The 12,885-nt window shown below is 38.6% G+C and carries 12 protein-coding genes; 8 read left to right on the top strand and 4 right to left on the bottom strand.

Going from position 1 to position 12,885, the window contains the following annotated elements:
• Positions 1–317 precede the first annotated feature (317 nt).
• Positions 318–743 (bottom strand): RrF2 family transcriptional regulator, encoded by a 426-nt coding sequence (locus tag ACSLUH_RS02270; RefSeq protein WP_448564170.1) that lies wholly within the window; start codon positions 741–743, stop codon positions 318–320.
• A 93-nt stretch (positions 744–836) separates the two neighbouring features.
• On the opposite strand from ACSLUH_RS02270, the gene hmpA reads away from it, so the two are divergent.
• Positions 837–2,012, top strand: coding sequence for an NO-inducible flavohemoprotein (gene hmpA / locus ACSLUH_RS02265; RefSeq protein WP_448564169.1), 1,176 nt, complete (start codon positions 837–839; stop codon positions 2,010–2,012).
• Between the two features lie 339 nt (positions 2,013–2,351).
• Here the strand turns inward: hmpA and ACSLUH_RS02260 are convergent, their stop codons facing one another.
• Entirely contained in the window at positions 2,352–3,698 is a 1,347-nt protein-coding gene (locus ACSLUH_RS02260; RefSeq protein WP_448564167.1) for an anti-phage deoxyguanosine triphosphatase, read from the bottom strand.
• A 178-nt stretch (positions 3,699–3,876) separates the two neighbouring features.
• Between ACSLUH_RS02260 and ACSLUH_RS02255 the strand changes: the two genes are divergently transcribed.
• Positions 3,877–4,641, top strand: coding sequence for a substrate-binding periplasmic protein (locus ACSLUH_RS02255; RefSeq protein ID WP_448564165.1), 765 nt, complete (start codon positions 3,877–3,879; stop codon positions 4,639–4,641).
• Between the two features lie 281 nt (positions 4,642–4,922).
• Here ACSLUH_RS02255 and cmoB read toward each other — a convergent pair whose 3' ends face one another.
• A complete protein-coding gene (gene cmoB / locus ACSLUH_RS02250; protein WP_448564163.1) occupies positions 4,923–5,888 on the bottom strand; it encodes a tRNA 5-methoxyuridine(34)/uridine 5-oxyacetic acid(34) synthase CmoB in 966 nt (321 codons plus the stop codon).
• The gene (cmoA, locus tag ACSLUH_RS02245) at positions 5,885–6,619 is read right to left on the bottom strand and encodes a carboxy-S-adenosyl-L-methionine synthase CmoA (RefSeq protein WP_448564161.1); all 735 of its coding nucleotides are present in this window, start codon (positions 6,617–6,619) and stop codon (positions 5,885–5,887) included. The genes cmoB and cmoA overlap by 4 nt, the downstream gene beginning before the upstream one ends.
• A gap of 245 nt (positions 6,620–6,864) precedes the next feature.
• Between cmoA and aspS the strand changes: the two genes are divergently transcribed.
• The 6 genes from aspS to tolQ all read left to right on the top strand — a co-directional run bounded on the left by aspS (position 6,865) and on the right by tolQ (position 12,877).
• Positions 6,865–8,637 (top strand): aspartate--tRNA ligase, encoded by a 1,773-nt coding sequence (aspS, locus tag ACSLUH_RS02240; protein ID WP_448564159.1) that lies wholly within the window; start codon positions 6,865–6,867, stop codon positions 8,635–8,637.
• 357 nt (positions 8,638–8,994) lie between these two features.
• Positions 8,995–9,522 carry a crossover junction endodeoxyribonuclease RuvC gene (gene ruvC, locus ACSLUH_RS02235; RefSeq protein ID WP_448564157.1) on the top strand — a complete coding sequence of 176 codons (528 nt, stop codon included), beginning with the start codon at positions 8,995–8,997 and terminating at the stop codon, positions 9,520–9,522.
• Positions 9,523–9,682: 160 nt separating this feature from the next.
• On the top strand, positions 9,683–10,300 hold the full coding sequence (ruvA, locus tag ACSLUH_RS02230; RefSeq protein ID WP_448564155.1) for a Holliday junction branch migration protein RuvA: 618 nt from the start codon (positions 9,683–9,685) through the stop codon (positions 10,298–10,300).
• Positions 10,301–10,328: 28 nt separating this feature from the next.
• On the top strand, positions 10,329–11,336 hold the full coding sequence (ruvB, locus tag ACSLUH_RS02225; protein WP_448564153.1) for a Holliday junction branch migration DNA helicase RuvB: 1,008 nt from the start codon (positions 10,329–10,331) through the stop codon (positions 11,334–11,336).
• Between the two features lie 460 nt (positions 11,337–11,796).
• Positions 11,797–12,207, top strand: coding sequence for a tol-pal system-associated acyl-CoA thioesterase (ybgC, locus tag ACSLUH_RS02220; protein ID WP_448564151.1), 411 nt, complete (start codon positions 11,797–11,799; stop codon positions 12,205–12,207).
• Positions 12,197–12,877 (top strand): protein TolQ, encoded by a 681-nt coding sequence (gene tolQ / locus ACSLUH_RS02215; protein WP_448564149.1) that lies wholly within the window; start codon positions 12,197–12,199, stop codon positions 12,875–12,877. The genes ybgC and tolQ overlap by 11 nt, the downstream gene beginning before the upstream one ends.
• Positions 12,878–12,885 lie beyond the last annotated feature (8 nt).

The following is a 12,885-nucleotide window of genomic DNA, read 5'->3' as shown; positions in this document are numbered from 1 at the left end:
TGATTTTCAGAGTATAATAGTGGATTAAACCAATTAATGGCAACTGAAAGCTAAAAGTATGTACTCAGGTTTGATTTTTAAAATGCTAATAACCGCCACGATGGAGACGTTAACTTTTGAGTTACTAACGTCATTGATCCTATTGTAATCATTTGTTGTGATTTTGGTTGATTCACTACAGTGCGTTAAGGGGAGTTTTATTTCTTTAGTGCGAGATCATCTACAAATTTTTAAAATAGATGATAGGAGTTCTCTGCTAAAGTCCCTACGAGGTTTTCTTTAACCAGAATTTCGCTAAATTCACAACAAAATCAATATTATATTATATTCATTTCCAGTTTGTCTTTCAGCCGTTCATTTATCAAATCTGCTATGGTATGTTTGTCTAGATAATTTAGGAACTCTTCTTGTGCGGTAATTAATATTGGTTTTAAAAGACAAATTCCTTTGATGTAACACATGGGTTCTGAACAACTAACAGGCTTCAGTGTTTTCTCCATTACTTCAACCACATGTCTTAAGCTGATCTTTTTTGGCTCTGTACCCAGTGAAATGCCACCATTCTTTCCTCTAGTTGATTTAATCCAACCCATATTTGCCAATTCGTTCACAATTTTCATTACATGGGTTTTAGATATGTCAAATTTTTCAGCTATTTCTTTAATGGTTGTCATCTCTTTATTCATACTCGCAAGATAAATTAATACGCGAAAAGCATAATCTGTGTGTTTAGTTAATTGCATAACACTCTCTTTATTGTATTGACTTATATAAATATACATATAATATTCATGTTTTAAAAGATGTATCTAAAATGAATCTTAAAAGAGGGTTTTATGTTATCTATTCAAACTATTAATGTTATTAAATCAACAGTGCCACTTCTAGAAGAGCATGGACGTGCAATCACGGATGTGTTTTATAAAAATTTGTTCGAGCACCATCCATTTCTTAAAAACATATTCAATATGGCTAACCAAGGTAAAGGTGAGCAATCAAGAGCCTTAAGTGATGCGGTGATTACTTATGCAAAAAATATAGACAATGTTGAAATATTAATACCCACCGTACAAAGAATTGCACACAAGCATGCCAGTTTAGGCATCAAAAAACTGCATTATTCTGTTGTTGGTGCGACTTTGTTAGGTGCGATACAAGAAGTATTATCAATTAATGAAAAGCATCCAGCTATAATAGCGTGGGGAGAGGCTTATGGAATATTGGCAGATGTATTTATCAATGTAGAGCAGGAAATATATAATGAAAATAAACAACAAACCGGTGGTTGGGAAGGCTTCCGTGATTTTTATATAGATCGTATTGAACAAGAAGCTAATCGGGTTAAATCCTTTTATTTTAAGCCAGTTGATTTAGAATCGGTACCTGAGTTCAAAGGTGGCCAATATGTTGGTGTAAGGGTGCGTCCAAACGGTAGTGAGCATTATCAAATTCGTCAGTACTCTTTATCAAGCTTTGGTGAATTCAAAATAACAGTTAAAGCAGAACCTAGCGGTGTGGTTTCAAATTATCTACATGATTGCAAAGTGAGTGATGCTATACAATTACAAGCACCTACAGGCGTATTTACATTAAAGGACAATGATAAGAAAAATATATTTATTGCAGGTGGTGTTGGAATAACGCCAATGATGAGCATGCTTGAAGAATCACTATTTCGAGGTAAAGGCAATGATGAAAATATGTTTATCCAGTGTTCAAAAGATGAAGATCATCAGATCTTTGCAGAGAAATTAAAAACACTCAGCTTTGATAATCAATTCATCTATAAACGCTGCTTTGAAAACTCTAGCGCAGGAGACCATAAAGGCTATCTAAGTGTGGAAATTATTGAAGAGTGGTTAGCGTCAAATGACTACAACACAACTAATTCACAGGTGTATATTTGTGGTCCCAAACCTTTTATGGCGGTGTTAAACCAATTTTTTATTGCAATCGGATATGACACAGAAAATATTCACTATGAAGTATTTGGACCTACAACCATATTGTAAATAAGACAGGCAAATGAATCATTTTTAAAAAGTAAGGTGGTTATGTGTTGTTGCCTCAGTTGGCAGCATGCTTAACCTAATTAATCAATTTGTAGCGATTATGAAAATGACGGATATCCACAAACGAAAAAATAATTTAAACGTATTTAATGCCTTACTTTGTCTCAAGTCTCTTGTCATGGAGTTGACCAGAACAAGGACATGACACCGACTAAATTAAATACATTGATTAGCTGTTAAGCTTCCGTGTGGAGCAATCTTTTCCTGACAATATGCTCAAGTATTTTCTTTGCTGATCCGCCAACATATATGTCTAACATTGATTTAAACTACTTATGGTCATAAGTGCAAGTCATGAGAAGCTCTTGCATGATCTGGGATAAATAAGCGTTGATAAAGGTTCGTTGCAAAGTCATCAGTCATGCCAGCGACATAATCAGCAATCACTCGATAACCGTCCTTACCGTCTGCTAGGGTCTGTTTATAGCGATTAAGCGCGTTAACAGGCAATAAACGTTTTGGATCTGATGCAAGCGCTTCAAAGAGTTCCATGACAATTTGTTGACCGCGATATTCATGATGTTGAATATCGGTACGTTTGATGACAAAGTCGTAAACGAAATCTTTAAATATTTTTAAGGTTTTATTAGCAACAAGCGGATGTTTTGCATTGTAGCGCAGCAATGGTTCCTTAAAACTTGTCTGTTCATGTTCATTAAGATCAACTAATTCGATTGCTGTGATCAGGAAGTTAACTAAACCACCAATGGCTTCCTTTTGTTGATAAGTTTTATTACTAAATAACCAAGCACAGAGGTGCTTTGAAATTTTATCTAGCTCCCTGTCTTCAAGTGCATTTAACTTGTTAATAACATGCTCGTTAAAATCATCACGATTGACAACGCCAGTAACGATAGCATCTTCAAGATCGTGAATTCCGTATGCAATATCATCAGCCAACTCCATGATAGAGCAATCGAGTGATTTAAAGCGCGTTTTACTATGTTTTTCTGCGTGTGTTATCACTTGTTGAAATTGCTGTTTATCGTGCTCTGACAATGGTGACAAAATCCAATCTAGTGTATTGATATCGTCTTGATAAATACCTTTTGGCGGGTGCCAATCGCTTGCCTTTAATTGTCTGAAGCTAGCTGGCGTTTCAATGGTTTTTAAACTCGATAAAGCCGTTAGCGTTTGCGGGTATTTTATTAGGCCAAGTAACGTTCGTCTGGCCAAATTCATGCCGTGATGCTCACTAAAGGGTTCTAGATTTGAGACGATACGTAGGGTTTGTCCATTGCCTTCGAAGCCTCCATGATCACGCATCATATAATGCAATGCTACCTCTCCACCATGCCCAAAAGGAGGGTGGCCAATATCATGAGCCAAACATAAAGACTCTATTAAGCTATCATCAGTAGGAAAGAGTTGCTCGGTTAATACTGGCGCTTTTATACGCAGTTGAGCACTGATACCTGAGCCAATTTGAGCCGCTTCAAGGGAATGTGTTAATCGGGTGCGATAAAAGTCACTTTGACCACTCCCCATTACTTGTGTTTTTGACTGTAAACGCCTAAAAGCTGCTGAATGGAGTATTCTGGCTCGATCTCGTTGAAAAGGACTGCGATGATCGTTTTGTCGTTGAGCCACGTTGTTATTCTGACGTTCGAACCAAACATTCGACATATACTACCTATATTTTTATTTATTAGATTAGCAACCGATGAGTAAACTGCTAAAATAGAATGAGTAACAACGGATTAGCTAATATCTTTATTATAAACATAACCAATTTTAATTTGTTTATCTAACCGTTTATCGATTTATTATTCAATTATTTACTTCAATGGACATTGTGCGCTTCATGATATCAATTAAACAAGTTGTTATCGTAATGTTGATAGCTATTAGCAGTTACGCGAAACCTTTATATTCTCAGGAAATGGAAAAAATCGTACCCGAATCTAAACTAAGCAAAACAATTGTTACCGGGTTACCTAAGCCGCCTTATGTAATGGAGGGGCAAACAGGGATTCAATTAGAATTGATGAAAGAAGCACTGAAGGAGCTCAATATAGAGCTAAACTTTATTCATATTCCGTTTGGTCGAGGCACGACAGGTTATCATCAGTATAATGCCGATGGCGTGCTGACTTTACCACCAGAATTTGATTATCCCTCAATGTACATGAGTAAACCCTACGTTACCTATCAAAATGTTGCTGTAAGTTTATTGGAAAAAAACTATACCATTGACTCTATTGCAGATTTAACCGGTAAGTCAGTTACAGCGTTTCAAAATGCAAGACGCTACTTGGGTGAAGAGTTTGGTGCCATGATAGGCGCTTTTATGGATTACCGTGAATTGCCGGATCAAAATAAGCAAATGGAGCTGCTTTTTTTACGTCGTACTGAAGTGATTGTGCTTGACGTTAATATCTTTAAATATTACTTACAGAGTCATCCTGATCGCGAGTTAGCCAAACCGTTTAAACTGCATTATATTTTTGGTGAACGACCTTATTCAGTCGGATTTCGTTCAAAAGAAATCCGAGATGTATTTGATAAAAACATTCAAAAAATGCGTGAAAACGGCACATATCAGTTAATAATGGAAAAATATCAGTAATAACTAGAGCGTGTTGATCTTTGGTGTGCATTTTTGCAGCAGTTCGTTTGAAATTCATACAAGGCAGAACCTATGTAATGTGGTTATTCCCCATAAATAGGCAATAACGAAGTAGAAATTTCAAATGGGCGCTGTCCTTCGGATTCGTTTAAACGTGATTTACTCGTTGTTTTAGCTCATTTGTATAGAATAACTATACTGTATTCGCTCCGCCTTGATTAAATCACGTTTAATTCGAACAAAATTTGTACCGCAAAGATCAACACGCTCTAGCTAGCTAACTAATTATTAGCGATAAAAATCGCCCGTTTAGGCGCTGGGTAACCTTCTATGGTTTTACTTAAATCATTAGGATCAAGAAAATCTTGTAATGATTCAGTATCTATCCAATCGGTTTTCCGTTGTTCTTCCAACGCCGTGATATCGGTATTTACAACGCGAATGTTTTTAAAACCAACCCGAGCCATCCATGCACACATTGCATCACAACTTGGCAAAAACCAAACATTACGCATTTTTGCGTAGCGTTCACCAGGCACTAATACCGTGTTTTCATCACCATCAACCACCAAGGTTTCTAATACTAGTTCACCATTTTTCGCAAGCTGGCTTTTGAGCTGATAAAGAAAATCAATTGGTGAGCGGCGGTGATAAAGTACACCCATAGCAAAAACGGTATCAAAGGCTTTGAGTTCAGGTAAGTCTTCGACCCCTAGCGGTAATAAATTTACACAATCATCCTTAATAAAGTGTTGAATAGCATTAAACTGCGCGAGAAAAAGCTGTGTTGGGTCAATACCAACGACGAATTTAGCTTGTTCCCCACGCATGCGCCATAGGTGATAGCCGCTACCACAACCAATATCGAGTACATAACGATCAGCTAACGGACTAATATGATTTTTTAATCTGTCCCATTTAAAATCCGAACGCCACTCGGTATCAATATGTAAGCCATGGATGTGATAAGGGCCTTTGCGCCAAGGTTTAAACTTTTTTAACAGGTTTTCAATACGTTTGTACTGACCTTCATTGATATCATCTCTATTCCCCGCGCTTACTTGCGTACTTAAGTCAATGCTACTTGACGTTGTTTCAGGCAATGCTTCTAAGGTTTTTTGCCATTGGGCAAATTCACCATGTAGGTGCTGTTTTTGCCATTGTGTCAGCTGAGCGGGCAAAGTATTAAGCCAATGGCTTAAACGATTTTGAGCAATTTGTTGATAAAAGCGATTGTAATTAATCATTTAATGGCAACCAAAGACATAAAATTAAAACATTGAAACCATGGTGTCATATGACGAAAGCCTGCATCGGATAAGCGAGCGAAATGGGTAGATAGACTATCGGGTTTCATTACGTTTTCAAGAGCGGTTCGCTTTTGGGCGATTTCAAGTTCACTATAACCGTTCGCACGCTTAAAATTGTGATGTAAATCAATAAGTAATTGGTCGCAGTTTTTGTCTGCATCGGTTACTTTTTCTGACAACACTAATAAACCACCAGGATTTAAGCCATCGGCAATTTTCTTTATTAGCTTAGCTCTTTGTTCTGGCTCAACGAACTGTAGGGTAAAGTTTAATACCACCATGGAAGCATTAGTAATCTCAACATCTAAAATATTAGCTTCAATAATTTCGACGGGTGTCTTGCCTTTGAAAGCGTTTACGTGCATTTGGCAACGTTCTACCATCGCAGCTGAGTTATCTATGCCGATGATTTTACAATCTATCGCTGTAATCGCTTTGCGCATTGCTAACGTGGCGGCACCAAGCGAACACCCAAGATCATAAACACGCGATGAATCTTTAACATATTGCTGACTTAAGCGTCCAATAGTGTCAATGATCGTGTTATAGCCAGGTACAGAGCGCGAAATCATATCTGGAAATACCTCAACCACTTGCCGGTCAAAGGTAAAGTCTTTTAGCTTATCGTGCTTTTTAGAAAAAATAAGGTCGGTATCAGGTGTCGTCATCAATACTCTGTTTACGCAATGGTAATCGGTTAACTCTCGGTTTATCGCAGCATTTTAACTGAAATTGGCAAAGGTTTAAATGTTAATAACAACGCGAGTGCTAACATCTCAATTGTTATGCGAATATCCGCGTTCATTAGGTGACAAAAGCAGGTATTTCTATATAATGTCGGTCATTTTTTACGTCAATATGAATTCAGCGGAACGATTTAGCTGATTCACGTGTTATCAAGGCAAAAATAATTATGCGTACGCTTTATTGTGGTGAGGTTAATGAATCTCACATCGGACAAGAAATTACATTATGCGGTTGGGTTAACCGCCGCCGTGACCTAGGTGCAGTGATCTTTCTAGATTTGCGTGATCGAGAAGGCATTGTGCAAGTAGTTTATGATCCTGATTTCCCTGAAGTATTAGAAAAAGCGAACACATTGCGTAATGAGTTTTGTGTGCAAGTTAAAGGTAAAGTAAGGGCGCGTCCTGAAGGCCAAGTCAACAAAGATATGGCAACGGGTGGAATTGAAGTTTTAGGCTTAGATCTGACTATTTTAAATAAGTCAGCACCATTACCACTTGATTCAAACCAAACAAATTCTGAAGAACAGCGATTAAAATATCGCTATTTAGACTTACGTCGTCCTGAAATGACCGAGCGAATTCGCTTTCGTGCAAAGGTTACTTCTGCTGTACGTGAATCTTTGGAAGCACAAGGTTTCTTAGATATTGAAACACCCATATTAACGGCTGCCACACCTGAAGGCGCACGCGATTACTTAGTACCAAGTCGCACTCACAAAGGTAGTTTCTTTGCTTTACCTCAGTCACCACAGCTGTTCAAGCAGTTATTAATGATGTCTGGGATGGAGCGTTACTATCAAATTGTAAAATGTTTCCGTGATGAAGATTTACGTGCTGATCGTCAGCCAGAATTCACTCAAATTGATATTGAAACCTCGTTTATGAGTGCTGATCAAGTGATGGAAGTGACGGAAAAGATGATCCGCGAATTATTCATCAAGTTACTTGATGTGGATTTAGGTGAATTTCCTCGTATGCCTTACAGCGAAGCGATGCGTCGTTTCGGTTCAGATAAACCAGACTTGCGTAATCCATTAGAGATTGTTGACGTGGCTGACATTTTAAAAGATGTTGAATTTAAAGTGTTTTCTGGTCCGGCAAATGACGAAAAAGGGCGCGTCGCGGTTATTTGTGTTCCTGGTGGTGCTGATAAATTCTCTCGCAAGGCAATTGATGAGTTAACCAAATTTGTCGGTATCTATGGCGCTAAAGGTATGCCATGGATGAAAGTTAATGATCGTGACGCGGGTATGGAAGGTTTACAATCTCCGATACTAAAATTCTTATCTGAGTCTGCGGTTAATGCTTTGCTAGAACGCACTAATGCACAAACTGGTGATATCATTTTCTTCGGTTCAGATAACTACAGTATTGTTACCGAAGCGTTAGGTGCGTTGCGCCTTAAATTAGGTGAAGAGCTCGGCATTGTTAGCGACGAGTGGAAACCGCTTTGGGTGGTTGACTTCCCAATGTTTGAAGAAATTGATGGCCATATGCATGCATTGCATCATCCATTCACGGCACCTACCAATTTGACACCTGAAGCGCTTGAAGCCAATCCAACCACAGCATTATCAGATGCTTATGACATGGTATTGAACGGTTGTGAATTAGGTGGTGGTTCTGTTCGTATTTACGACCAAGCGATGCAATCTGCTGTATTTCGTATCTTAGGGATCAGTGATGAAGAAGCGCAAGAAAAGTTTGGCTTTTTACTTGAAGCGCTTCAGTACGGTGCGCCTCCTCATGCAGGTTTAGCGTTTGGTCTCGATCGCTTAGTGATGTTAATGACAGGCGCAAGCTCAATTCGTGACGTAATGGCGTTTCCAAAAACGACAACAGCGGCTTGTCCTTTAACCAATGCACCGGGTAATGCAAACCCAGAGCAGTTAGTTGAATTAGGTATTCAAACCCTAGCTCAAGAAAAAGCGCAAGATTAAGTGACTAACGAAAAGTAACAAGAATACGTGTTAACGCTTCTATTCACTTGTTAATTGGCGTAGATTAATATAAATCTAATTGATGCAGCTAAAGCTTCTTTAGCTGCATTTTTATTGCCTACATAACCTCAGGTTGTATTAGACATAGCACGAAACGTATAAAATCAAACACCGAAGTTTACCATGTCTTTATAGCGTGCTACTTTTTACTGAATTCAAGGCGCATTGCTTTAGGAATAGCTTGCTATTTCAAGATAATAGAACGCAGAAGTAAGTAAAAATAGGCGTTAGAAATGCATTTCTAATGTAGAGCTGCGGTTATATAGGCCAGAATACAAAAAATACAGTAGGTATGCATTGAGTATTATTTTAGGTATTGACCCAGGATCTCGGTTCACAGGTTACGGCGTTATCGACCAAGATGGTCGCAAAATTACGTATTTGGGAAGCGGCTGCATTAAGGCATTATCGGCTGGTGATGATTTAGGTCTTAGATTGCAGACTATTTTTGCTGGCGTTTCTGAGCTAATTGTTCAATTTAAACCTGACATGTTTGCGATTGAGCAAGTATTCATGGCGAAAAACCCTGATTCAGCGCTTAAACTCGGGCAGGCGAGAGGCGCAGCAATTGTTGCGGCGACCAATGCTGGATTAAGTATCGCAGAATATTCAGCAAGACAAATCAAGCAATCGGTGGTTGGTAGTGGTGCTGCTGATAAAACACAAGTACAACACATGGTGAAATCAATTTTGTCGCTTCCGGCTTCTCCTCAAGCTGATGCAGCAGATGCGCTGGCAGTGGCACTTTGTCATGCTCATAGCCATGATTCATTATCAAAAATGGCTGGTCAAGCAACTAAAACCGTGCGCAGGCGCCTACGTTAGTAGCCTATTGTTCATTTACATTTAATGTAATTGGTATATGAATACTTTGTCGCTGTCGCTTAATTATACCAACGGCTATGGTTAATCATAAATATACTTTACTGTATATTTATCTAGTGCTATGGTAACGCCATGTTGTACTTTTCTAAGAGAAATTATTTTGATTGGTCGATTACGTGGCTTATTAATTGAAAAAGTCGCCCCTGAAATCTTAATTGAATGCCAAGGTGTCGGTTATGAGGTTACTATGCCGATGACGAGTATCTACGCCTTACCTGATGTCAATCAAGAAGCGATAATTTTCACCCATTTTGTCGTCCGTGAAGATGCTCAGTTATTGTATGGTTTTTCTAATAAGACCGAGCGTAAGCTGTTTCGTTTATTAATTAAGGTTAATGGTGTCGGCCCGAAACTCGCCTTGGCAATTTTATCTGGTATGTCAGCTGAGCAGTTTGTTAGCTGCGTAATGCATGATGATTTAAGTACGATTGTTAAGATACCTGGTGTCGGGAAAAAGACAGCTGAACGATTACTGATTGAAATGCGCGACCGGTTAAAAGATTGGCATAGCGATGGTGCCGATATTTCCTTTACCGTTAATACCAACATTAATGCAGCGCAGCCATTACTTGTAAATGATGCTAAAGGAGATGCTATTAACGCGCTGGTTTCTTTAGGTTACAATCAATCGCAAGCAGATAAAGCCATTAAAATGATTTATCAAAAAGACATGAACAGTGAAGATTTAATTCGCGAAGCACTTAAATCGATGCTGTAAACAGACCCTAAATAAAGTTTAAAACAATATGATAGAAGCTGATCGATTAGTTCAACCGGTATCAACAAAAGAAGATGAAAGTGTTGATCGTGCCATTCGCCCGAAAATGCTCACTGATTATACAGGGCAGGATCATGTTAAATCACAAATGGAGATCTTTATTCAAGCGGCCAAGCAACGTGGAGAGCCCCTTGATCATTTATTAATATTTGGTCCACCTGGCTTAGGTAAAACGACATTAGCCAATATTGTCGCCAACGAAATGGGCGTAAATATTCGCACCACGTCGGGCCCTGTGCTGGAAAAAGCAGGTGATTTAGCCGCGTTATTGACTAATCTTGAAGAAAACGATGTCTTATTTATTGATGAAATCCATCGATTAAGCCCAGTTGTCGAAGAAATTCTTTATCCGGCTATGGAAGACTACCAACTCGATATTATGATCGGTGAGGGGCCCGCAGCTCGTTCAATTAAACTTGATTTACCGCCTTTTACTTTAGTTGGAGCGACCACCCGAGCAGGTGCGTTAACCTCGCCATTACGTGACCGTTTTGGCATTGTCCAGCGCTTAGAGTTTTATAATAATAAAGACTTAACAGATATTGTTAACCGTTCAGCCCATTTTTTAAACCTTACTATTGACGACCAAGGGGCATTTGAAGTTGCTAGGCGCTCAAGAGGTACCCCTAGAATAGCTAATCGATTGCTTAGACGAGTTCGAGATTATGCTGATGTAAAAACGCAAGGGATTGTTACCCAGCAAACCGCCGCGAATGCGTTAAGCATGCTTGAAGTTGATAATGAAGGTTTTGATATTATGGACAGAAAGTTGCTTGAAGCAATTATTGATAAGTTTATGGGAGGACCAGTAGGTCTTGATAACATCGCTGCGGCAATTGGTGAAGAACGAGAAACTATTGAAGATGTACTTGAGCCATTTTTAATTCAACAAGGGTTTTTACAGCGTACGCCCAGAGGTCGAATTGTTACAGATAAAGCGTATCAGCATTTTAAAATCAATAAACCGACTGATTAGCAAACCTGACTTTTAGCCACCCGAATTTTAGACAAAAAAAAGCCCGCACAACTGTGCGGGCCAACTTAATTCTAAAGTTGATAGAAGGAATTCTATTTCCAGAAAAACATGTCAGAGAGAATAAATAAACTTACAAAGTATCTACTCAAGTTACCTCTGGCTAATGACTGGATATCAGGGGAGAAAATCAAATCATTGCGCTAGCTCAGAAAGTAAGTGTATTCTACTTAGAGTAATTACTTTAGGCAATCTAAAAAAATTATATACTTCGGATTAGAAAAACTAATGGATGGGTGCTATTGATAGATAACGAACACCACTCTACAGAATATGAATAAGAAAGCAACTATTTTGTATTTTCTTACAATCTTATCGCAGAAACACTTGTTTGTTGCCAAGCAATTCTATTACTATATCGCAGGCCTTTAATTACAATAGTTTTACTTATCAAAAATAATTAATGTCAGACGAGATAGCACACTATAAAATTCGGGTATATTACGAAGATACCGACGCCGGTGGTATCGTTTATTATGCCAACTACCTAAAGTTCTTTGAAAGGGCTCGAACAGAGTTATTGAGAAGTCTTGGCATTAACCAATCTTATTTTTTAGAACAAAATCTTGGTTTTGTGGTCAGAAGTGTTGAAATGGACAATTTGGCGTCAGCAAAACTTGATGATTTGCTTGAAATAACCACAACAATTGAACAACTTAAGAGTGCGAGTGTTGTTTTCAAACAACAATTATTTTCTGAAAAACAACAATTATTGTGTCACGTAACTGTGAAGATAGCTTGTGTCAATCTGGCTTTAGCCAAGCCGTGTGCCATCCCCAAAACGATATTAGGAGCATTAAAACGTGTCAGCTGAACTTTCTTTTTTTGATTTATTTTTGCAAGCAAGTCTTTTAGTAAAATTGGTGATGTTGACCTTGTTAGGTTTTTCTATTGCCAGTTGGGCGGTGATATTTCAACGCCGCAAAGTACTAGCTGATGCCCGTAAGCAGTTACAAGTATTTGAAGATAAATTTTGGAGTGGTGCCGATCTTAGTAAACTTTACAGTGAAATAAGTGCGAGAGCGCATGTTTACGGTATTGAAAGTTTATTTGTTGCTGGCTTCAAAGAGTTCGCACGCTTACGAAAAAGTCATGTTAGCTCACCACAAGCCATTATCGATGGAACTCATCGAGCAATGCGAGTTTCATTGTCTCGTGAAGTTGATGAATTAGAAACCCATTTACCCTTAATGGCGACGGTTGGTTCTATTAGCCCGTACATTGGCTTGTTTGGTACGGTTTGGGGAATTATGAATTCGTTTATCGCGTTAGGTGCAGTAGAGCAAGCGACGTTAGCAATGGTTGCTCCGGGTATTGCCGAAGCGTTAATCGCCACAGCAATGGGCTTATTCGCTGCTATCCCAGCAGTTATGGCGTTTAACCGCTTTAGTCACCAAGTAGAAAAACTTGAGAATAGTTACGCTAACTTCATGGAAGAGTTTTCAAGTATTTTGCAGCGCCAAACTGTGAGTGAACAACACTAAGCGAGGAC

The organism is Thalassotalea ganghwensis (genome assembly GCF_053485795.1).
Note: the sequence above shows the minus strand (reverse complement) of the source record. Positions and strands in the feature narration are given on the sequence as shown.